At 61.9% G+C, this 20,389-nt stretch carries 28 protein-coding genes and 1 tRNA gene; 17 read left to right on the forward strand and 12 right to left on the reverse strand.

Annotated elements, in window-relative coordinates:
* Positions 1-147: 147 nt before the first annotated feature.
* Entirely contained in the window at positions 148-444 is a 297-nt protein-coding gene (locus tag HJB82_RS16195) for a DUF982 domain-containing protein (protein WP_221116649.1), read from the forward strand.
* A gap of 349 nt (positions 445-793) precedes the next feature.
* On the opposite strand, the gene HJB82_RS31905 is transcribed toward HJB82_RS16195, so the two are convergent.
* A complete protein-coding gene (locus tag HJB82_RS31905; RefSeq protein WP_221116650.1) occupies positions 794-1,084 on the reverse strand; it encodes a poly(hydroxyalkanoate) granule-associated protein in 291 nt (96 codons plus the stop codon).
* Between HJB82_RS31905 and HJB82_RS16200 the strand changes: the two genes are divergently transcribed.
* Positions 1,005-1,283, forward strand: coding sequence for a hypothetical protein (locus HJB82_RS16200; protein WP_221140665.1), 279 nt, complete (start codon positions 1,005-1,007; stop codon positions 1,281-1,283). The two genes, HJB82_RS31905 and HJB82_RS16200, sit on opposite strands and share 80 nt — an antisense overlap.
* A gap of 23 nt (positions 1,284-1,306) precedes the next feature.
* Here HJB82_RS16200 and HJB82_RS16205 read toward each other — a convergent pair.
* A tRNA-Leu gene (locus HJB82_RS16205) sits at positions 1,307-1,393 on the reverse strand.
* Positions 1,394-1,561: 168 nt separating this feature from the next.
* Here HJB82_RS16205 and HJB82_RS16210 point away from each other — a divergent pair.
* Positions 1,562-1,984, forward strand: a complete 423-nt coding sequence (locus tag HJB82_RS16210) for a BA14K family protein (protein WP_207582519.1) — start codon at positions 1,562-1,564, stop codon at positions 1,982-1,984.
* A gap of 10 nt (positions 1,985-1,994) precedes the next feature.
* On the opposite strand, the gene HJB82_RS16215 is transcribed toward HJB82_RS16210, so the two are convergent.
* Positions 1,995-2,288: a SelT/SelW/SelH family protein gene (locus HJB82_RS16215; RefSeq protein ID WP_207582520.1), complete on the reverse strand. Its 294-nt coding sequence runs from the start codon at positions 2,286-2,288 to the stop codon at positions 1,995-1,997.
* Between the two features lie 120 nt (positions 2,289-2,408).
* Here HJB82_RS16215 and HJB82_RS16220 point away from each other — a divergent pair, with 120 nt between their 5' ends.
* Together HJB82_RS16220 and HJB82_RS16225 are read left to right on the forward strand one after the other, a co-directional pair.
* Positions 2,409-3,146 carry a type 1 glutamine amidotransferase gene (locus tag HJB82_RS16220; protein ID WP_207582521.1) on the forward strand — a complete coding sequence of 246 codons (738 nt, stop codon included), beginning with the start codon at positions 2,409-2,411 and terminating at the stop codon, positions 3,144-3,146.
* 11 nt (positions 3,147-3,157) lie between these two features.
* Positions 3,158-3,706 (forward strand): sugar O-acetyltransferase, encoded by a 549-nt coding sequence (locus HJB82_RS16225; RefSeq protein ID WP_207582522.1) that lies wholly within the window; start codon positions 3,158-3,160, stop codon positions 3,704-3,706.
* A gap of 64 nt (positions 3,707-3,770) precedes the next feature.
* Here HJB82_RS16225 and HJB82_RS16230 read toward each other — a convergent pair whose 3' ends face one another.
* Positions 3,771-4,199, reverse strand: a complete 429-nt coding sequence (locus tag HJB82_RS16230; RefSeq protein WP_207582523.1) for a helix-turn-helix domain-containing protein — start codon at positions 4,197-4,199, stop codon at positions 3,771-3,773.
* Between the two features lie 149 nt (positions 4,200-4,348).
* Between HJB82_RS16230 and HJB82_RS16235 the strand changes: the two genes are divergently transcribed.
* Together HJB82_RS16235 and HJB82_RS16240 are read left to right on the forward strand one after the other, a co-directional pair.
* On the forward strand, positions 4,349-5,740 hold the full coding sequence (locus HJB82_RS16235) for an MFS transporter (RefSeq protein ID WP_246762706.1): 1,392 nt from the start codon (positions 4,349-4,351) through the stop codon (positions 5,738-5,740).
* Positions 5,741-5,828: 88 nt separating this feature from the next.
* A complete protein-coding gene (locus HJB82_RS16240; RefSeq protein WP_221116651.1) occupies positions 5,829-6,281 on the forward strand; it encodes a GFA family protein in 453 nt (150 codons plus the stop codon).
* Positions 6,282-6,285: 4 nt separating this feature from the next.
* Here HJB82_RS16240 and HJB82_RS16245 read toward each other — a convergent pair whose 3' ends face one another.
* The 4 genes from HJB82_RS16245 to tenA form a co-directional block, all read right to left on the reverse strand.
* On the reverse strand, positions 6,286-6,585 hold the full coding sequence (locus tag HJB82_RS16245) for a CcdB family protein (protein WP_207582526.1): 300 nt from the start codon (positions 6,583-6,585) through the stop codon (positions 6,286-6,288).
* Positions 6,585-6,815, reverse strand: a complete 231-nt coding sequence (locus tag HJB82_RS16250; RefSeq protein ID WP_088940105.1) for a type II toxin-antitoxin system CcdA family antitoxin — start codon at positions 6,813-6,815, stop codon at positions 6,585-6,587. The genes HJB82_RS16245 and HJB82_RS16250 overlap by 1 nt, the downstream gene beginning before the upstream one ends.
* Positions 6,816-6,873: 58 nt before the next feature.
* A complete protein-coding gene (gene lepA / locus HJB82_RS16255) occupies positions 6,874-8,706 on the reverse strand; it encodes a translation elongation factor 4 (RefSeq protein ID WP_207582528.1) in 1,833 nt (610 codons plus the stop codon).
* Between the two features lie 77 nt (positions 8,707-8,783).
* On the reverse strand, positions 8,784-9,482 hold the full coding sequence (tenA, locus tag HJB82_RS16260; protein ID WP_207582529.1) for a thiaminase II: 699 nt from the start codon (positions 9,480-9,482) through the stop codon (positions 8,784-8,786).
* Between the two features lie 138 nt (positions 9,483-9,620).
* Between tenA and HJB82_RS16265 the strand changes: the two genes are divergently transcribed.
* Together HJB82_RS16265 and HJB82_RS16270 are read left to right on the forward strand one after the other, a co-directional pair.
* Positions 9,621-10,190, forward strand: coding sequence for an XRE family transcriptional regulator (locus HJB82_RS16265; RefSeq protein ID WP_221140667.1), 570 nt, complete (start codon positions 9,621-9,623; stop codon positions 10,188-10,190).
* Positions 10,191-10,213: 23 nt separating this feature from the next.
* The gene (locus HJB82_RS16270; protein ID WP_207582531.1) at positions 10,214-10,732 is read left to right on the forward strand and encodes a GNAT family N-acetyltransferase; all 519 of its coding nucleotides are present in this window, start codon (positions 10,214-10,216) and stop codon (positions 10,730-10,732) included.
* A 29-nt stretch (positions 10,733-10,761) separates the two neighbouring features.
* On the opposite strand, the gene HJB82_RS16275 is transcribed toward HJB82_RS16270, so the two are convergent.
* A complete protein-coding gene (locus HJB82_RS16275) occupies positions 10,762-11,373 on the reverse strand; it encodes an HAD-IA family hydrolase (protein ID WP_221140669.1) in 612 nt (203 codons plus the stop codon).
* Positions 11,374-11,505: 132 nt separating this feature from the next.
* Here HJB82_RS16275 and HJB82_RS16280 point away from each other — a divergent pair, with 132 nt between their 5' ends.
* The 3 genes from HJB82_RS16280 to HJB82_RS16290 all read left to right on the forward strand — a co-directional run bounded on the left by HJB82_RS16280 (position 11,506) and on the right by HJB82_RS16290 (position 14,076).
* Complete coding sequence (locus HJB82_RS16280) at positions 11,506-12,531, forward strand: histone deacetylase family protein (protein ID WP_207582533.1); 1,026 nt, start codon at positions 11,506-11,508, stop codon at positions 12,529-12,531.
* A gap of 9 nt (positions 12,532-12,540) precedes the next feature.
* The gene (gene recX, locus HJB82_RS16285) at positions 12,541-13,092 is read left to right on the forward strand and encodes a recombination regulator RecX (protein WP_221140767.1); all 552 of its coding nucleotides are present in this window, start codon (positions 12,541-12,543) and stop codon (positions 13,090-13,092) included.
* Between the two features lie 90 nt (positions 13,093-13,182).
* Positions 13,183-14,076, forward strand: coding sequence for a DMT family transporter (locus HJB82_RS16290; RefSeq protein ID WP_221116657.1), 894 nt, complete (start codon positions 13,183-13,185; stop codon positions 14,074-14,076).
* 3 nt (positions 14,077-14,079) lie between these two features.
* Here HJB82_RS16290 and HJB82_RS16295 read toward each other — a convergent pair whose 3' ends face one another.
* Positions 14,080-14,547: a group III truncated hemoglobin gene (locus tag HJB82_RS16295; protein ID WP_221140671.1), complete on the reverse strand. Its 468-nt coding sequence runs from the start codon at positions 14,545-14,547 to the stop codon at positions 14,080-14,082.
* 182 nt (positions 14,548-14,729) lie between these two features.
* Between HJB82_RS16295 and mbfA the strand changes: the two genes are divergently transcribed.
* Positions 14,730-15,713, forward strand: a complete 984-nt coding sequence (mbfA, locus tag HJB82_RS16300; RefSeq protein WP_221132375.1) for an iron exporter MbfA — start codon at positions 14,730-14,732, stop codon at positions 15,711-15,713.
* 124 nt (positions 15,714-15,837) lie between these two features.
* Here the strand turns inward: mbfA and HJB82_RS16305 are convergent, their stop codons facing one another.
* Both HJB82_RS16305 and HJB82_RS16310 read right to left on the reverse strand, forming a co-directional pair.
* Positions 15,838-16,437 carry a transglutaminase-like cysteine peptidase gene (locus HJB82_RS16305; RefSeq protein ID WP_207582537.1) on the reverse strand — a complete coding sequence of 200 codons (600 nt, stop codon included), beginning with the start codon at positions 16,435-16,437 and terminating at the stop codon, positions 15,838-15,840.
* 164 nt (positions 16,438-16,601) lie between these two features.
* Positions 16,602-17,471 carry a carboxylesterase gene (locus HJB82_RS16310; RefSeq protein WP_221132377.1) on the reverse strand — a complete coding sequence of 290 codons (870 nt, stop codon included), beginning with the start codon at positions 17,469-17,471 and terminating at the stop codon, positions 16,602-16,604.
* Between the two features lie 179 nt (positions 17,472-17,650).
* Between HJB82_RS16310 and infC the strand changes: the two genes are divergently transcribed.
* The 4 genes from infC (at position 17,651) to pheS (ending at position 20,389) form a co-directional block, all read left to right on the forward strand.
* On the forward strand, positions 17,651-18,187 hold the full coding sequence (gene infC, locus HJB82_RS16315; RefSeq protein ID WP_081525788.1) for a translation initiation factor IF-3: 537 nt from the start codon (positions 17,651-17,653) through the stop codon (positions 18,185-18,187).
* 323 nt (positions 18,188-18,510) lie between these two features.
* Positions 18,511-18,714 carry a 50S ribosomal protein L35 gene (gene rpmI / locus HJB82_RS16320; RefSeq protein ID WP_003544621.1) on the forward strand — a complete coding sequence of 68 codons (204 nt, stop codon included), beginning with the start codon at positions 18,511-18,513 and terminating at the stop codon, positions 18,712-18,714.
* Between the two features lie 38 nt (positions 18,715-18,752).
* Complete coding sequence (rplT, locus tag HJB82_RS16325) at positions 18,753-19,157, forward strand: 50S ribosomal protein L20 (protein ID WP_209879723.1); 405 nt, start codon at positions 18,753-18,755, stop codon at positions 19,155-19,157.
* Between the two features lie 149 nt (positions 19,158-19,306).
* Complete coding sequence (gene pheS / locus HJB82_RS16330) at positions 19,307-20,389, forward strand: phenylalanine--tRNA ligase subunit alpha (RefSeq protein ID WP_221116661.1); 1,083 nt, start codon at positions 19,307-19,309, stop codon at positions 20,387-20,389.

Below are 20,389 nucleotides of genomic sequence, written 5' to 3' on the forward strand. Positions count from 1 at the left end.
CAGCCCCGCTTGGCCGCACTCGTCACGCATCCATTGCCGAGGCCGTCGATAGAAAACGGCTCTATCGGGCAACGATAGCGCCTCCCGCCTTCCCCGGCACGCTTTTTGCATTGTTACTAATATTCTAACTCTTGGGGAGAAAGTGCCATGCAATGGAACACATCGGCGGATTTTGCGCCTCTCGTTCTCTTTCTCGGCGACCGGCACAAGCGCAAGATCGTCAGGACGCTCCACGACGCAGCCGAAGTTCTGATGGTGGACTGGCCGTTTGAGGATGGAGAGGAGTACGTGGCGGCGGTGAAGGCTTGCGCCGATGCCGTCATGGGGCAAGCGGGGATGGACCGACTCAGAGAATTGCTTCTGAGCGCCGCCAGAGAGGCCGGCATGGGGGTTCTGACCGTTATTCCAGACAGCAGGAAGACGACGGTCGAAATGGCCGCGTGAAGGCCATCAACCACGCCATCACGCGCCGGCCAAAGCGGCGCTGACGCATGAGATGCACATGCTGCGAACCGCCCGATAAGGGAAAGCTCTGCTGATGGCTCCCGCAGGATACCGGTCCGCCGGCCGCTTACTGTCGACAGATGCACACGTCGTCACGAAAAAAACCTCACTTCGGAATCCCGAAATTCCCCCGCTTCGGGATTCCGAAATCCGCCGGGTTTTGCGAGGTGTTGCCGTGGCGAAACATCCAATGATTTCAAGTCGGCAACCAATTTCGGGATTCCGAAGTGCTATATAGAATATGGGAGGAGTTCGCGGAATCGCCGCTATTCTTGTCCCGAAGAGACGGTTAGGCCTCTAGATCAAGCTGGAGTGGAGTGCTGGCTGCTTCGGCTACTTTAGCCTTCCGATTTTTTGCCGCACGGCGTGGTGGCTTTGTGATCTTTGGCAAAGTGTCGGAGCCGAACTCGTCTGACTCGGAGCCGACCAGCAGCGGATAGGCAGCAAGCGCCGCACCGGCCGAGGATACATCAACGACCTGGTTGGGCGGAGGCATTTCAATGGCCGGCTTGGCGGCTGGCGCCTCGCGCGCCTTTGAAGGCTCAGGGGCGCTGGCTACGGATGTGGCGTATCGGATCATCACAAGGCTCCATTTTGTTCGCTTTATGTTCCATTCGGCAATGAACAAGTCAATGGCGGCTGGGTATCGGCGACCGGAATACGCGTTAATATGGATTTTGAAAGTCCGTGGAATTGAGCAGGCAAGCCTTGAACGCATTGCTGCTGGCCTGTTTCCACAGGCACAAATGCGTAAATTTTGGATAGGCTTAACTCCTTGATCCGGTAGCGATCAAGAATGGAATGGTGCCCAGAAGAGGACTCGAACCTCCACACCCTTTCGGGTACCAGCACCTGAAGCTGGCGCGTCTACCAATTCCGCCATCTGGGCGACGGAGAGCGATGTAAGGGGGCGGCTCCTGACTGTCAACCGGGTTTTTGAAGTTTTTCTGACAGTTGGCGAAAAACAGTCGGTCATATGAGAGGGAGCGGCCGGAGGGCAGGCATAGCGCTTCGCTTGGTACGCCCTATATAAAGGAAATATCGAAAGGAATCCCTCATGCCCGTTGTCCGCATGCTAGTGTTCGCCGGTCTTCTCGCCGTTCTCGCGCCTGCCATGGCGGGCGCTGATTCGCTGAAGCTGGGCAAGCCGGGGATCGGGCCGCTCAACACCGGATCGACGCTCTGCGATTTTCGCGGGTGCTTCGGTTTCGGGCCGCAGCAATGGCATCGACCCGCCTATGTCCAGCCGAATTACCGCCCGCGCGGCGCGACGGGTCCGACCTATTACCAGCCGGGTGCGGCTGGCCGGCCGCAGCTGACCTATGAGCCGCCGCCGGTGCGCCGGCTGCAGCCGAAGGTGGCTGACAAGAACAGCCATGTCGCCTGGTGCAGCAATGAATACCGCTCCTACGATCCAAGAACGGATCGCTTCCTCACCTATGAAGGCATCTACAAGACCTGCCGCTCGCCCTATCGCTGAGTTGCCGCCATTAGCTTTCGAGCAAGGCGCGGTCGACATGACCGAGATCGCGGCCGGGCTCGATGATATCGCGCACCCGCTGCTTCAGTTCCTTCGGCCCGGGAAAGCCGCCGTCGCGCTTGCGCTCCCAGATCAGATCGCCGTTGACGCGGATCTCGAAATTGCCGCCGGTGCCGGGGATCAGCGCTACTTCCCCGAGACTGTCGGAAAAAGTGTGCAGCAGCTCCTGCGCCATCCAGGCGGCGCGCAGCAGCCAGTTGCACTGAGTGCAGTAGAGGATCGAGACACGGGCTTTTTCGGTCATGGCAGACTCCTTTTCTCTGCGCTGATGTAAGCCCTGTTGTTGGCGCGCGCAATCGCCAGCGTCTTGCGCGCCACCCGCCGGCATGGTCTCTTCCTCTATCGGCAATACCGGGAAAAACCCATGCGAGTCGCAGTCATCGAAAATATGAAGAACACCGGCCTCGGCGCGCTTGCCGCTGCACTCCATGAGGCGGAAGCGGAGATCGAGTGGTTCCGGGTGTGGCAGGACGGCGTCCTGCCGCCGGATATATCCGGCCATGACGCGCTTGTCGTTCTTGGTGGCGAGCAGAGCGCGCTGGATGACGAGACGCACCCCTATCTGCCGGAGCTCGTCCGGCTTTCGCGCCGCTTCGGCGATGCCGGCAAGGCCGTGCTCGGCATCTGCCTCGGTAGCCAGATCCTCGCCCGCGCCTATGGCGGCGACAATTTGCTAGGAAGCGCCCGCGAATTCGGCTGGCACGGGATCGGCGTCACCGAGGAGGGCCAGGCCGACCCGCTGCTGTCGGCGCTTGGCGGCGAATTCACCATCTTCGAATGGCATGTCGATACGTTTTCCCTGCCCGCCGGCGCGGTGCGTCTGGCGACAAGCCCTGTCGCCGAGAACCAGGCTTTCCGCATCGGCCGCGCCGTCTATGGCACCCAGTTCCATTTCGAGGCCAATTCCGCGGTCGTCGCGCAATGGAAGGCCGAATTCCCCGATACGATCGAGCGCATCGCGCCAGGCTGGCTGGAGAGCCATGCCGAACTGGCGGCAAGACATGGGCGTGGCGCCGATGCCGCGGGCCTTGCCATCGCCCGCGCCTGGGTCAGCCTGATCGAAGCAGACGAGATCGAGATGCTGTCAGAGGCCTCGGCGTGAGAGGCGAGGTCATGCCGGCAAGCGAACGCGAGAAGATGGCGGCAGGCGAATGGTATTGCTGCCTCGATGACGAACTCGATCTCTTGCGCCGGCAGGCGCGCCGGGCTGTCCATGCCCACAATACGCTGCCGCCGGACGAACGCGGCGCCATGGCGCCAGCCCTGAGGGCGCTCTTTGCGGGCATGGCACCCGATGTCTTCATCGAAGCGCCGTTTCACTGCTCCTACGGCATCAACATCACTCTCGGCGAGCGCGTCTATTTCAATGCCGGCTGCACCATCCTCGATTCCGGCCGGGTGACCATCGGCGACCGCACCATGTTCGGCCCCGGCGTGCGGATCTATTGCGCCGAACATCACAAGGACCCGACGCTTCGCAGCCGGGGCATCGAGATCGCTCGGCCGGTCGTTTTCGGCAGCGACGTCTGGATCGGCGGCGGCGCCATCATCCTCGGCGGCGTCGCGATCGGCGATGGTGCGATCGTCGGCGCCGGCGCCGTGGTGACCAGGGATGTGCCGGCGAACGCCACCGTGATCGGCAACCCGGCGCGCGCTCGATAGGCTTCGCCCAAATTCATCTGTCGCGGCATGCAGGCCAAAGCCCCCGCCAGCATTCGTTGCCCGGCTAAAGGCCGCTGTCGGCTCGCGCATCGTAGCGTTGCCGCGCGGCGATGATGCCGGCCTGGTTCTGCTCGGTCCACAGCACCAGCGAACGGATCGTTTCGTGCAGCGTGCAGCCGAGCGGCGTCAACGCGTAATCGACCTTCGGCGGCACGACCGGATAGACGGTGCGCTCGATGATACCGTCCCGCTCCAGGTGCCGCAGCGTCGTCGTCAGCATGCGCTGGCTGATGCCGTCGATATTCCTCTTCAATTCCGTGAAGCGAAGCGTGCGTTTTTCGAGCAGCGCAATGACGAGCAGCGACCATTTGTCGGCGATCCGGTCGAGGATCTGCCGGACCTCGCATTCCTCGCGCGCATCCCATTGCAGGACGTCATAATTCTTGCCGGTGCTGCAAATGTCACTCGGTGAGTTTGAAGTGCCTTCTTCCATGGTGCCGGATCATGTCTTAACTAGGCTTCGGTTACAAGAGGGAACCGAGGCATGAAAAGTAACTCGCCTCATCCCCGTTGTTTCAGCTCGTCAACCGAAGGAACGGATCCATGTCCACCCCATCTTCCCAGACCAAATCAGAAGGACGCATGAGCCCACGCTCAGCCGGGGCACTGATCGTGCTCTGTGGCGCGATCTTCCTCGAAGGCATCGATGTCGCCATGCTCAATATCGCGCTGCCGGCGATCCGCGCCGATCTCGGCCTGTCGACAACGACGCTCAGCGCCGTCGTCAGCGCCTATGTGCTCGGTTATGCCGGCTTCATGCTGCTTGGCGGCCGCGCCGCCGATATCTTCGGCAGGAAGCGCGTCTTCCTGACGGCGCTCGCCGTCTTCCTCGCCTTCTCCGGCCTCGGTGGTTTTGCGAGCGAGGGCTGGATGCTGCTCGTTGCCCGCTTCGTCACCGGTGCAGCTTCCGCCTTCATGACGCCCGCCGGCCTGGCGCTCATCACCGCCAATTTCCCCGAGGGAGCGCAGCGCAACCGGGCGGTAATGATCTATGCGTCGACGGCGTCGGCCGGCTTCTCGCTCGGCCTTGTCGCCGGCGGCCTGCTTGCCGCGATCGACTGGCGCTGGGTGTTTTTCGCGCCGGTGGTGCTTGCGGCGAGCCTCCTTGCCGTCGCCCCGCGGCTGATCGTCGACCGGGGTGCGGGAACCGCGCGTGGAAAATTCGATCTATCTGGCGCAGTGACGCTGACCGGCGCCATGCTGCTTGCCGCCTACGGCGTCACCCGGCTCGAGCATCCTGGCGAGCGCGCGGAATGGACGATCGCCGTCTTTGTGGCAAGTGCGCTGTTCTGGCTTGCCTTCATTCTGATCGAGCGCTCCTCGGCTGCCCCCTTGGTGCGGCTCGGCATTCTGCGCTCGGGCGCCCTGATCCGCGCCAATCTCGGCGCCCTGCTGTTTGCCGGCTCCTTTTTCGGCTTTCAGTTCATCGCCTCCCTGTATCTGCAGGAGCTGCTCGGCTGGACGCCGATGCAGACGAGCCTGGCGCTGCTGGCGATCGGCATCGACGCGGTGGTTGCGCCGATCCTGACGCCGCGGCTCGTCGACCGCTTCGGCAATGTCTGCGTCATTCTCGGCGGTTTCCTGCTGGCGCTTGCCTGTTATGCGCTATTCTCTCGCATGGGCTTCGACTGGACCTATGCTGCCATGTTCCCGTCGATGCTCCTGCTCGGCCTTGCCTTCGCGCTCGGCTATGGCCCGTTGACCATCGTCGCGACCGACGGCATCGCCGAAGACGAGCATGGGCTTGCCAGCGGCTTGGTCAATACCGCGATCCAGTTCGGAGCCGCGCTCGGCCTTTCCGGCGTCAGCGCCATCGGCGCCTATATTCTGGGCGAAGAAATCTCTCCCGAAGCCCGGCTGGAATCGCTACGTGTGGCGCTTCTGGTGCCGATGGCGGCTGCAGCCCTCGGCGCGCTGGTCATGGCAACAGGCCTGCGGGGCCGCGGCGGCTCCCGCCGCGAAGCGGTCGCCTGACCATGCTCGGCAAGGCTACGCATCGTGGCCTTGCCACCTCGACAGCGGCGATCATTCCGCTAGATCATCGGCAAACGGGAGAAATATCATGACAGCGCAAACCCTACCCATGGAAGGCGGCTGCCGTTGCGGCCAGGTGCGGTTGAAGATCAGCGCGCCGCCGCTGCTGACCATGGCCTGCCATTGCACAGGCTGCCAGAGGATGACCGCGAGCGCCTATTCGCTCAGCGCCGCCATCCCCAGTGAAGGCTTCGAGGTGACGAAAGGCGAGCCCGTCATCGGCGGCCTGCACGGCGTTACGAAACATTATTTCTGCCCGCATTGCATGAGCTGGATGTTCACCCGTCCGGAAGGCATGGACTGGTTTGTCAACCTGCGTGTCACCATGCTCGGCGATCCCAGCTGGTTCACCCCCTTCATCGAGACCTGGACGAGCGAGAAGCTGGCCTTTGCCGAGACCGGCGCCGTGCACAGCTATGAGGCGCTGCCCGAAATGGACGCTTATGAGGGGCTGGTGAAGGAGTATATGGGCAAGGGATGACGGCTCAGAAGCCCTGGAAGAGAAAATCCAGGGCGCTGGTGATACGATCGCTGTCGGAGGTGAGATCCGCGGCGACGACGCCGATCTCTTTAATGGAAATCGCACCGACAAATTGGGTCGCCATCACGTATGGCACGTCGTTGATCACAAATTGCGGATTGAGCTGGCGCATTATTTTGGGAAGAGCTTGCAGCGGAAGCATCGGTGCCATGATCCGCGTCGTCAGCTCGCCATGCAGATCTGACTGCAGATCGAGAGCAAGCGCATCGGTATGCACGAGATTGTAGACGTGAAACCGTGCCATCAGAATTGGCGATATTTCTGAAACGGCAGGCCGTGCTTTTCGACATAGGCATTGGAAGCGGCGATAGCCTCGGCATTCTCGATACGCCACAGCCGCTCGCGTTCCGCCTTTATGGCTTTCGCGATTCCATCTTCCGCCGCCCTGGATATATTGATCTTGAGGTCGCGCGCCTGCGAGACGAGACCTTCATCGAGAGAGAGGTTCGCTGCTTTTCTCGCATGCTGCGCCATGACGATCTCCTTGGCTTGATGCGCACACTATATGCGCATCAGATGCCATTGAGAAGCATTACTCGTCGCCCATCTTCAGCGCTGCAATAAACGCTTCCTGCGGAATCTCGACCTTGCCGAACTGGCGCATGCGCTTCTTGCCAGCCTTCTGCTTGTCGAGCAGCTTGCGCTTGCGGGTGGCGTCGCCGCCGTAGCATTTCGCCGTCACGTCCTTGCGCAACGCCGAGATGGTCTCGCGGGCGATGACATTGCCGCCGATCGCCGCCTGGATCGGAATCTTGAACATGTGCTTCGGGATCAGCTCCTTGAGCTTTTCGCACATGTCGCGGCCGCGCTTTTCGGCCGCCGTCCGGTGCACCATCATCGATAGCGCGTCGACCGGCTCGCCATTGACGAGGATCGACATCTTCACCAGGTTGCCCTCGCGGTGGTCGGTCAGCGTATAGTCGAAGGAGGCGTAGCCCTTCGAGATCGACTTCAGCCGATCGTAGAAATCGAAGACGACTTCATTGAGCGGCAAGTCATAGGTCAGCATCGCGCGCGTGCCGACATAGGTGAGTTCGATCTGGATGCCGCGGCGGTCCTGGCAAAGCTTCAGAATGCCACCGAGATAATCGTCTGGTGTGAGGATCGTCGCGCGGATCCACGGTTCGTGGATTTCGGAGATCTTGACGACATCGGGCATGTCGGCCGGGTTGTGCAGCTCGCGCTCCGTGCCGTCGGTCATGAACATCTTGTAGACGACGGAGGGTGCGGTGGCGATGAGGTCGAGGTCGAACTCGCGCTCCAGCCGCTCCTGGATGATTTCGAGATGCAGGAGGCCGAGGAAGCCGCAACGGAAGCCGAAGCCGAGGGCGGCCGACGATTCCATCTCGAAGGAAAACGATGCGTCGTTGAGGCGAAGCTTGCCCATGGCGGCGCGCAAATCCTCGAAATCGGCGGCATCAACCGGGAACAGGCCGCAGAACACCACCGGCTGCGCCGGCTTGAAGCCAGGCAGCGCCTGGGCGGTCGGCCGCTTGTCCTCAGTGATCGTATCGCCGACGCGGGTATCGGCCACTTCCTTGATCGAGGCGGTGATGAAACCGATCTCGCCGGGGCCGAGGCTGTCGATATTGACCATCTTCGGCGTCAGCACGCCGACGCGCTCCACCTGGTATTTCGCATCGGTGCCCATCATGCGGATCGTCTGACCCTTGGTCAGCACGCCATCGATGATGCGCACGAGAACCATGACGCCGAGATAGGTGTCGTACCAGCTGTCGACCAGCAGCGCCTTCAGCGGCGCTTTTTCGCCGCCGGGGCTCTTCGGCGCCGGCAGCTTGTTAACGATCGCCTCCAGCACGTCGGGAATGCCGAGACCGGTCTTGGCCGAAATCAGCACGGCCTCCGAAGCGTCGATGCCGATCACTTCCTCGATCTGCTCCCTGATGCGGTCGGGTTCGGCGGCCGGCAGGTCGATCTTGTTGAGGACGGTGACGATTTCGTGGTTGTTGTCGATCGCCTGGTAGACGTTGGCGAGCGTCTGCGCCTCGACGCCCTGGCTGGCGTCGACGACGAGCAGCGAGCCCTCGCAGGCCGATAGCGACCGCGAGACTTCGTAGGCGAAGTCGACATGGCCGGGCGTGTCGATCAGGTTGAGAATATATTTCTCGCCATTGTTCGCCTGGTAATGCAGGCGCACGGTCTGGGCCTTGATGGTGATGCCGCGCTCGCGCTCGATATCCATATTGTCGAGCACCTGCTCGGACATTTCGCGCTCGGCAAGGCCGCCCGTCGTCTGGATCAGCCGGTCGGCCAGCGTCGATTTGCCGTGGTCGATGTGGGCCACGATCGAAAAGTTGCGGATATGGGACAGCGGAGTGGTGGAATTGGTGCTCATGCGCGCCATATAGCAGCGCCGCCCCCTGCCGCAAAGCGGTAATTATCCCGCTGTTTACGCTATTTTGTCGGCCGGTCGGGCGCGGATCAGACCGGCCACGTCTCCAGCCGCCAGGCTGAATCCCAGAACATCCATTCATATTGCGAGGCGCGCACGAAGACATCGCTCATCTCGGCGCGCTCCACCGGTGACGCGGCGCGGGCGGCAATGTCGGTCAGCGCGATCACCTCGCGGGCACCGGCGGCAAATTGCGGATCGCCATAGGTGTTGATCCAGGCCTGGAAGGCGTTACCCTCGATCGCCGGCCGGTTCTTGATCGCCTCGCCGACGTGCCAGTAGATCCAGAAGCAGGGAAGGATGGAAGAAAGCGCCACCGCGTAGGAGCGGTGATAGGCGGTGGCAAGCAGGAAGTTGGTATAGGCAAAGCAGGCAGGCGAGGGTTCGGCTGATGTCACATCCGCGGAGGTGATGCCGAACTGGGTGAGGAAGCCTGCATGCAGGCCCTGCTCGACGGTGATCGCCTTCTGCGCCGAACCGAGGAAGCGCAGCACCTGCGCATTGTCGGGCGCCTTGGCCGCGACGATCGCCAGGCAGCGCGCATAATGCTTCAGGTAGAGCGCATCCTGCAGAATGTAGTGCCGGAAAACCTCCGGCGGTAGCGTGCCGTCGGACAGGCGGGTAAGAAGCGGCAAGACCTCGATTTTGGCCATAACGGGCGCGATCCTGTCCCAGGCGGCGGCCGTGAAGCTTGCCGTCAGTTCGGTGCTCTGCGTGCTGGCGTCCATCGTTTTCTCCCATCTGGATTGCGCTGCCATATATCGGCGAGGCTGTGGCGAAAGCAAGGTCAGCGCCGACCGCCTGAAGAGAGTTGATTCCATCATCGGATCATGTATTTCTCTTATAGTGGAATCATGGATCTAGAGATGGAAGACCAACTGGAACAGGCAATCGGCATCCGCATCCGCAAGCTGCGGCTGGAAAAGGGCTTGACGCTGGAGGATCTTGCCGCGTTTTCCGGCGTCAGCCGGGCGATGATTTCGCGCATCGAGCGGGCGGAGGCGAGCCCGACCGCCTCGCTGCTGGCCAGAATTTGCGCCGCCCTCGGCCTGTCGCTCTCGGCCTTCTTCGCGGAGGAAGGGCAGCAGGCCTCGCCGCTTGCCCGCCGGCAGGAGCAGCAGGTCTGGCGCGACCCGGAGACCGGTTATCTCAGAAGGTCTGTGTCGGCTCCGGGCACCGCCTCCGATGTCGACATCGTCGAAGTCGAATTTCCGGCCGGCGCCCGCGTCAGCTTCCCCCCGCATGCCAGCGCCCATGGCATGACCCAGCATGTCTGGCTGTTCGACGGCGAGCTGGAGATGACGGCGGGGGAGGTGGTCTATCGACTGCGCCCCGGCGATTGTCTCTTCATGCCCGTCGGCGAGGGCCATGTCTTCCACAATCCCGGCCATGCCCCGGCGCGCTATTGCGTCGTGCTCGATCGCGGCGGCCGCTAACAGCTTCATTTCAGGAGAACAGCATGGCCGACATTCGTACCCTTTCTGCCGAGGAGGCGCGCGCCGCCATTCCGGCGCTGGCGCAGGTGCTTGCCGATTGCGTCGCGGGCGGCGCTTCCGTCGGCTTCATGCAACCTTACGGGTCTGAGGATGCCGTGCCCTATTGGCGCGATGTCGCCGATGCGGTCGCCTCCGGCGGGAACCTGCTGCTGGTCGCCGAACTCGACGGTCAGATCGTCGGCACGGTGCAGGTAGGCGCCGCGCAGATGCCGAACCAGCCGCATCGCGGCGATCTGAAGAAGCTCTTGGTGCATCGCTCCGCCCGCGGGCGTGGCCTTGCCCGGCTGCTGATGGATGCCGCCGAGCGCGAGGCGGCAAGGCGTGGCAAGACCTTGCTGGTGCTTGATACGGCAACCGGCAGCGATGCCGAGGCGATCTATCCGCGCCTCGGCTGGCAGCGCGTCGGTGTCATCCCGGATTATGCGCTGTGGCCGCAAGGCGGCTTCTGCGATACCACCCTGTTCTATAAGCGGCTCGCCTGATTGCGCCGGCCCGGCTCATCCCAGACGGCTTATCGCGGATGGCTGAAGGCGGAAAGCGTCTCGTGCAGCCTGGCGCCCGCCGTCCATTGCGCCGCATTCCAGCCGAACTGCCGCGCCGCTTCGATATTTTCCACCATATCGTCGATAAAGGCGATCTCGCCGGGCAGGGCCCCGGCCCGCTCGGTCGCCAGCCGGAAAAACTCAGGCGAAGGTTTGCGGTGTCCGAGCGCTGCGGAGTAGAGGATGCCGTCGAAATGCGCGCCGAGGCCGGCCTCTTCCATCAGGTAGCGCGCCCGCCGGTGCTCCTGGTTGGTCGCCAGGAAAAGCGTGATGCCGCTTTGCCGGAGCGCGGCAAGCTCTTTCAGCAAGTCGAGATCGAGGCGGCGATCGTTTTCGAACCAGTATTCCATCAGCGTCGCGGCGCTGAGATGGGGCGCGATCTTTGCCAGCACTTTGGCAAGCCCGGGCTCCAACGCTTCGCGGCCGATAATGATATCGCCCCAGCAAGTCTGGAAGAATTCCTGCTGCAGCAGCTCGAGGCGCAGTCCGAGATCGCGTTCGAGATAGGTGAAGTGCGGCAGGCCGTCGGCCGGCCGGCCATGAATGAGCACGCCGTCGATATCGACCATCAGCACTTTCATGCGGGAAATTTCCTCGTTCAGAAAACACTGGTGAAGGTGGCGTTATCTGCCTCGGCGATCAATGCCTCCTGCGGCTTTTTTGCTGGGGTCAACCCGTGTAAATCTCGACTTCAACCAACGGCAGGATCTGAAATGCGCGTCATCTATTCCGAAGACCACAAGCTGCGCGACGCCAGGACCGAGCTTTACGCCGGTCAACTGGTGACGCCCTTCGAGGCGCCGTTCCGGGCCGAATGGATCCTCGCGGCGGTGAAGGAGGCGGGCTTTGCCGATGTCGTCGCGCCCGGTGCGCACGGGCTGGAAACGGCTGGGAAGGTGCATGATCCCGCCTATCTCGATTTTCTCGCCACCGTCTGGGACCGCTGGGTGGCGGCCGGGTTCGAAGGGGAGGCGATCGCCAATTCCTTCCCGGTGCGCCGCACCAGCCAGCGCGTGCCCGAAAATATCGTCGGCGCGATCGGCCATTATGCCAATGCCGCCGACACCTCGATCACCAAGGGCTCTTATGAGGCGGCGATCGCCTCGATGCGCTGCGCGGTGTCAGGCGCCGACTGGCTGACGCAGGGTCATCGTTTCGCCTTCGCGCTCTGCCGCCCGCCCGGCCACCATGCCGGCATCGATCTCTTCGGCGGCTATTGCTTCATCAACAATTCGGGCGTGGCGGCGCAGCGGCTGCTCGACCGCGGCGCGAAAAAGGTCGCCGTGCTCGACGTCGATTTCCACCATGGCAACGGCACGCAGGATCTCTTCTATCACAGAGGCGATGTCTTCACTGCCTCGCTGCATGGCGATCCTATGCAGGCCTTTCCCTATTTCCTCGGCCATGCCGACGAGGAAGGCGAGGGGGATGGCACCGGCGCCAACCGCAATTATCCGATGCCGCCGGGCACGCCCTGGGAGGTCTGGTCTTCGGCCCTTGCCGATGCGCTCGCCCGCATCAAGGCCTTCGGCGCCGAGGCGATCGTCGTGGCGCTCGGCGTCGATACTTTCGAACGCGACCCGATCTCCTTTTTCAGCCTGACCTCTGACGATTTCACCCGCATGGGGGCGATGATCGCCGCTGCCGGCCTGCCGGTGCTGACCTGCATGGAGGGCGGTTACGGTGTGCCGGAGATCGGGCTCAACGTTGCCAATGTCCTCAAGGGTCTGGAAGCCTGATTGCTTGATATGACCGACGAGACCGTTCCATCCGATATCCCGACACCCCGCATGCTGAGCTGGGCGCGCAACTCCGCCATCTATCGCCTGGAGCGGCGGATGATGACGGAAAAGCAGCTCTTCGACGCCATCACCCGCAAGGCCAGGGAGAAGTTCGAGGATATCAGCGCGGCGCAACTCAAGGCCGTTGCCGATTTCGCCGTCAAATTTGCCTATGACAACAAGGTGCTCGACGATAGCGCCTATGCCGAGATCAGCACGCGCTCTGCCATGCGCGGCGGCAAATCGAAACGCGCGATCGCCCGGAAACTGACAGCCAAGGGTGTCTCCAGCGACAAGGTCGAGACGGCACTTGAGGAGGCTGACGATCTCTATGCCGCGGCGATATTTGCCCGCAAGCGCGCCTTCGGTCCCTTCCGCCGGGTCGAGCTCGACGACAAGCGAAAAGCCAAGGAGCTATCGGCCTTCGCCCGCAACGGCTTCAGCTTCGAGATCGGCAAAAAGGTCTTCGAAATGAGCTTCGACGACGCCGAAGAGGTGATCCTTGCCGGCCGCCTCTGATGCATCAGGTCTTTTGCTGCCCGGATCAGAAGTTTGAATTTGTCCGCCGCAAATCGCCTTCGTATGAAGAGCGCTCAATCGGAGACGCACATGGAAGACAGAACGAACGACGGTTCCGGCGTGCTGGCCATCGAAGCGCCGGCAACATCCGGCGGCCTGGCGGCGGGTGCCCTGATGTGCCTCATGTCCATGTCCTCAATCCAGTTCGGCGCGGCGCTGTCCTCCTCCGCTATCGCCACCTATGGACCAGCCGGCGCCAGCTGGCTGCGCCTTGCCTTTGCCGCCATCATTCTGGCCGTCGCCGTCCGTCCGCGCATATTCAGCTATAGCCGGGAGCAATGGACAAGCGCGCTGGTTCTCGGCACGACGACAGCGCTGATGACCATGAGTTTCTTCGCGGCGATCGAGCGCATACCGCTCGGTCTTGCCGTGGCGATCGATTTTCTCGGCCCGCTTTCGGTGGCGACCATCGGTTATGGCCTCAGCCGCCGTCTCGTCTGGCCGCTCATTGCCGCGCTCGGCGTTCTGGCTCTTGCCCATGACGGTGAAGGCTGGGTTGGGAATATCCAGGGCATTCTTTTCGCCTGCGGCGCGGGAACCGGCTGGGCGATCTATATCGTGCTCACGAAGAGGATCGGCGCAAGCTTCAAGGGGTTGGAAGGGCTTTCCATGTCGCTCATGGTCGCCGCTCTGGTCGCCACACCTTTCGGCTTCTCAGGCGCCGTGCCGGCGCTCGATAGCTACGGCCTGATCGAAATGGCAGGCCTTGCCATTCTCGTGCCGCTACTGCCCTACACGCTGGAGCTGATTGCTTTGCGGCGCATGCCGACGACCTCCTTCGGCATTCTGATGAGTCTGGAGCCGGCCATTGCGGCGCTTGCAGGCTTTGCCATTCTGGCGCAGCCCCTGACCCTTCTGCAGATGGCCGGAACGGCCCTGGTAGTCGCCGCAAGCGCCGGCGCCACCTTCTCCGCAAAGCAGTAGGGATCAGCCCGTCTTCTTGGTCGGATCGTCGAGGGCGGGATTGTAGAACAGCGAGAGCGTCAGGCTCTTGGCGATCCGCTCCGCCGTCGCCATGAACCAGGCCTTGGCCTCCGGCGTTGGGGCGATATCGTCGAGCGTCGCGGCAAACAGCGACAGCCACTTCGGAAAGAGGTCAAGCGTCAGGTTCTGGACACCGGTATGCGCCTGCACCGGCTTGCCGCCATAGGCGCCGCTACGGAAGGCGACCGCCGACCAAAAGCTCTTCATCTTCGCCATATGCGCCGGCCAACGGCCAGACAGCCTGGCGTCGAACACCGGGCCGAGATCGGGATGCGCAAGCACGCGGGCGTAGAAAGTCTCGACCAGCCTGTCGATGACGGCCGCGTCGACGCCCATTTCCCGCATTTCGGCCTCCGCCCTTTCGCGGATCGCCGCGACATGGGCAGGGCGGCCCTGAATCTCAATCATCATTCCAAAAACCCCGGCGCCGCGTGATGCGGCAGCCCTTATATAGGCCTACATGGCAACGAGCCAAAGTCGTCGGTGCCGATTGCGGCAATCTGTCAGTCGGTTCGCCCCACTAATCCTAAGCACTTGACCGTCATTGCGTCGTTCTTTAGATTTAGAATTATTCTAAAGAATTGGAGAAAGTCATGCTGGCGCGGTTTTTCAGATCCCCGAAACGATCCTTTGAGTCGCTGTCCGAGCAGGAGATTCTCGCCCTTGCGATCGCCTCCGAGGAGGACGATGCCCGCATCTATCTCGCCTATGCCGATAGGTTGCGCCGCGAATTTCCGGCCTCCGCCAAGGTCTTCGAAGATATGGCCGAGGTCGAGGATACGCATCGCAAGTCGTTGTTCGATATCCATCGCCAGCGTTTCGGCGAGCGCATTCCGCTGATTCGGCGTGAACATGTCGAGGGCTTTTACGAACGCAAACCCGACTGGCTCAGGGCAAATCTTACGCTGGATGCGATGCGGCGGGAAACCGAGGCGATGGAGGAGCAGGCCTATCGTTTCTATGTCGAGGCGGCAAAACGCACCTCGGACGCCTCGACACGCGAGCTTCTCGGCGATCTCGCCCTTGCCGAACAAGGGCATGAGGACATCGCCCGCATGCTGGGCGACAAACATACGCCTGAAGATGTCAGGCGCGACGAGAACGAGACGGTGCACCGGCAGTTCGTGCTGACCTATGTGCAGCCGGGTCTTGCCGGTTTGATGGATGGCTCGGTCTCGACGCTGGCGCCGATCTTCGCCGCCGCCTTCGCCACGCAGGATACCTGGCAGACTTTCCTTGTCGGTCTTTCCGCCTCCGTCGGCGCCGGCATCTCGATGGGCTTCACCGAGGCCGCCCATGACGACGGCAAGATCTCCGGCAGAGGCTCGCCGGTCAAACGCGGCCTTGCCTGTGGCATCATGACGGCGCTCGGCGGCCTCGGCCACGCGCTGCCCTACCTCATCCCGCACTTCTGGACGGCGACCATCACCGCCGCCATCGTCGTCTTCTTCGAACTCTGGGCAATCGCCTTTATCCAGAACCGCTACATGGAAACACCCTTCCTGCGCGCCGCCTTCCAGGTAGTGCTCGGCGGCGGCCTGGTGCTCGGCGCCGGTATATTGATTGGCAATGGGTGAGGAGCGTTAGCGACGAACACCTTGAGCGGAAGCGAAAGGTAACGGTAGACGCCTCTCCGCCGTCCAGAAAAACAAAAAGGCCGACTTTCGCCGGCCTTTTTCCCCACATTCCCCCCGGAAATCCTTACCGCAGCGCGCCGACCAGTACGTCGCGGCCGTTCTCGATGGTGACCCAGCGGCCGGAATTGTAGCTCGACTGCCGCTTGACGAAGGAATAGGGCGTTCCAAACCACGGCTTGACGTCGGAGGCGAGGTTGTCGAGCACGAAATCGCCCTCGGCGGTGCGCAGCGTCAGCACGGCATGGCCTTCACCGTCAGGCTTGCGCACGACGGTCATCAGCAGATCGGCAGCCGAAAAGCCGCGCTGGATCAGCGTCCGGCGCTTCAGCAGCGCGAAATCCTCGCAGTCGCCGGCAGTGGTCGGATAGGCCCAGACCTCATCCTTGCCGTAGATTTCCTTGTCGGTCATCGGCGTGATCGTGCGGTTGACCGTGGCGTTGACCGAACGCACCAGCGACCACTTTGCCGGCGTCATCTCGACCGGGCCAGAATTGCGGTTTGCGCCGCATTCACTGCGGTGGATCTGACAGAAATCGTAGTGGCCAATTGGCTGGGAGGTGGCATTGCCCGTTACCATCGAAGCATTTCTGCTGGGGGCCGGTATGGCGGCCGTCGCCATCGCAAACATGGCCATCATGGCCACAAAAATACCCTTTATCCGCACGCCCGCTCTTCCTCGCATCGCCCCTTATTTATTAACAAAGTGTTAATGGAGAGGGCCAAGAAGAGTCAATCGTTACTTCTTGGGAGCACCTTACGACTCGCCGACATGGTTAAAATGCAACGGGTTGGGGGCTTGCGTCAGGGGAATTTCTCGGCCGGTGCTGTTCAAACGGGCATCTGCACATTTGTCGATGAACGGATGATGCCTTTGACGGCGCTAAGCAGAAGCGCGATATCGCTCGCGCGGGAAAGCCGGTGGTCGCCGTCGCGAATGAATGTCAGCACCACGTCGTCGGCGGGAAGATGTTCGACCAGTTTCATCGCATGCGCATGCGGCACGTCGGCGTCTTTCATGCCTTGGAGGATATGCACCGGGCAGCCCGTTTCGATGATGCCGTCGAGCACCCGGTTTTCGCGGCCGTCCTCGAGCAGTGCCCGTGTGTAGATGTTCGGCTCAGGGCTATATTGCGAGCGCTCTTCGAAATAACCCCGCTCGGCAAGCGACTTGCGCTCCTTGGCCTTGAGGTTCGGCTCGATCAGCTCGGAGGTGAAATCGGGGGCCGGCGCAATCAGCACCATCCCCTCGAGTTTTGGCCCTTCAAGTTTTGGCCCCTCGAGTTTTGGGCCTTCGAGCTTCGGGCCGTCCTGCCGCGCAAGCTCCTGCGCCAACCTGAGCGCGATCCAGCCGCCCATCGACGAGCCGACGAGGATCACTCGCTCGGGGGCAACGTGGCGGATGACGGCAAGCGCTTCCTCCAGCCAGCGTGAGATCGTGCCGTCGCTGAAGCTGCCGCCGGACAGTCCGTGGCCGGAATAATCGAGACGGATGCAGGCGAGCCCAAGTTCCGCCGCCAGCCCGTCGAGTTCCACCGCCTTGGTGCCGCTCATGTCGGAGCGGTAGCCGGACAGCCAGACGAGCGCTGGTGCGCCATTGCCGGCCTGCGCCGGGCGCACCAGCATCGCGATCTCGCGCGCTGCCTCTCCCTCGCCGACCGTCAGGAACTGCGGCTGGGTATTGGGCATCTGATCGAACATCGGCGAAACTCCTGTTATTTTGCCCTATAAAACAGATTCTTGGCAGGCTGACAGCGGGTGATTTTTCCGCTAAAGGATGATATTGACTCCGTTGCAGCGATGACGCGACACGTTTGTGCACCCCGATATGGGAGCGCGAGGCTGCAACGTTCCGAAAACAACGCGAGGAGAATACGACCATTCGCAGACCTTTTAAAACCGACGCGCCCGTGAAGGACGGACCGCGCTCGAACCGTGAAATCCGCATTCCCAAAGTTCAGCTGATCGGGGCTGACGGCGAGAATATGGGCGTCGTGCCTACCGACCAGGCCTTGAAAATGGCTGAGGAAGCCGGCCTCGATCTCGTCGAAATTTCCCCCAATGTCGAACCGCCTGTGTGCAAGATCCTCGATCTGGGCAAGCTGAAATATGCCAACCAGAAGAAGGCTGCCGAGGCGCGCAAGAAGCAGAAGATCGTCGAAGTCAAAGAAATCAAAATGCGCCCGAACATCGACACCCATGATTATGAGGTGAAGATGAAGGCGATGGGTCGCTTCTTCGACGAAGGCGACAAGGTCAAGGTGACGCTGAAGTTCCGCGGCCGTGAAATGGCCCACCAGGAACTCGGCATGAAGCTTCTGCAGCAGGTCAAGGCTGATACGATCGAGTTCGCCAAGGTCGAAGCCGAACCCAAGCTCGAAGGCCGCCAGATGATGATGGTGCTGGCGCCGAAGTAAGCGCCAGGCACTTTTTCGCCCCAAGGCCGTCCGCAAGGGCGGCTTTTGTGCTTTCGGCCATGATGATTCGGGCCTTGTACTGGATGCGCGAAGATTCCTCCGCCGCCCCGTTGCACTTTCAGAACGCTGCGGTTATAAGCGCGCGTCCGAACTGACCGGCAGGGCATGCCGTGGCAGTTTCGAATGCTTGCGGAACGGTTCGTCGCCGATGCCGCAGATCAACAACAAACGCTCCCGCACCTTGTTGCGACGGCCGGAGAACCGGACTTCGCGAGAAGGGCTTTTTTGATGAAGCGCGCAGGGAGGACAGAAGGAGTAGCAAAATGCCCAAGATGAAGACGAAGTCCTCTGCCAAGAAGCGGTTCAAGATCACCGCAACCGGCAAGGTCAAGGCTGCCGCTGCCGGCAAGCGCCATGGCATGATCAAGCGTTCCAACAAGTTCATTCGCGATGCACGTGGCACCATGGTTCTCGCAGAACCGGATGGCCGCAAGGTTATCAAGAATTACCTGCCGAACGGTCTCTGAGACTCGTCCGCGAACGCTAGATTTAAGGAGATCATGATATGGCACGTGTAAAAAGAGGCGTCACCTCTCACGCCAAGCACAAGAAGGTTCTGAAGGCCGCAAAGGGCTTTTACGGCCGTCGCAAGAACACCATCCGGACTGCCAAGGCTGCTGTCGATCGTTCGAAGCAGTACGCTTACCGCGACCGCAAGGTCAACAAGCGTAACTTCCGTGCGCTCTGGATCCAGCGCATCAACGCCGCTGTCCGGGAATTCGGCCTGACCTACGGCCGCTTCATCGACGGCCTGACCAAGGCTGGCATCGAAGTCGACCGCAAGGTTCTCTCCGACATGGCGATCCACGAGCCGGAAGCATTCGGCGCGCTGGTCAACGCCGCCAAGAAGGCTCTTGAGTACCTCAAGGAAGCCGGCACGGCGAACGAGTTTGAAGGCGCGGTCAAGTAACCAGCGCTTCCCAAGCTTTGAATTTTTGATTTTGGGAAACCCGCGCTGGTTTGGGCTAGCGCGGGTTTTTCTTTCTTTATATCCCTTGCGCCGGCCGGCGCCGCCTGCCTCCCGATCGCCCGCCTGATACTGGACGGAAAGAAGTGACAATGTCAGATATCGACCAGCTCAACGCATCGCTGCTCGCCGAAATCGCCGCCGCCGATGACGAGGCGGCCCTCGAGGCCGTGCGCGTTTCCGCCCTCGGCAAGAAGGGCTCCGTCTCCGAACTGTTGAAGACGCTCGGCGCCATGACGCCGGAGGAGCGCCAGACCAAGGGCGCTGCGATCAACGTTTTGAAGAATGCGGTGACCGAGGCGCTCGCCGCCCGCAAAACGACGCTCCGCCAAGAGGCGATCAATGCGCGGCTGAAGGCCGAGACGGTCGATGTCAGCCTGCCGGTGCGCTCTTCGCCTGCCGAGCGCGGCCGCATCCATCCGATCAGCCAGATCGTCGACGAGATCACCGCGATCTTCGCCGACATGGGCTTTTCGATCGCCGAAGGTCCCGACATCGAGACCGACTATTACAATTTCACCGCGCTGAATTTCCCCGAAGGCCACCCGGCCCGCGAGATGCACGACACCTTCTTCTTCCACCCGGACGAGAATGGCGAGCGCAAGGTGCTGCGCACCCATACCTCGCCGGTGCAGGTGCGCACCATGGAGGCGCAGAAACCGCCGATCCGCATCATCATTCCCGGCAAGACCTACCGCCAGGACAGCGACGCCACGCATTCGCCGATGTTCCATCAGGTCGAGGGCCTTGTCGTCGACAAGACGGCCAATGTCGCCAACATCCGCTGGGTGCTCGAGGAATTCTGCAAGACCTTCTTCGAGGTCGACAGCGTGACGATGCGTTTCCGCCCGTCCTTCTTTCCCTTCACCGAGCCCTCTTTCGAGGTCGATATCCAGTGCGACCGCTCCGGCCCGATCGTCAAGTTCGGAGAAGGCACCGACTGGATGGAGATCCTCGGCTGCGGCATGGTCCATCCGAACGTGCTGCGTTACGGCGGGCTCGATCCGGACGAGTATCAGGGTTTTGCCTGGGGCATGGGCCTCGACCGCATCGCCATGCTGAAATACGGCATGCCCGACCTGCGCGACTTCTTCAACGCCGACGTCCGCTGGATGACGCATTACGGCTTCCGCCCGCTCGACATGCCGACGCTGTTCGGCGGCCTCAGCGCTTGA

The organism is Rhizobium sp. NZLR10 (genome assembly GCF_019685125.1).
Classification (GTDB): domain Bacteria; phylum Pseudomonadota; class Alphaproteobacteria; order Rhizobiales; family Rhizobiaceae; genus Rhizobium.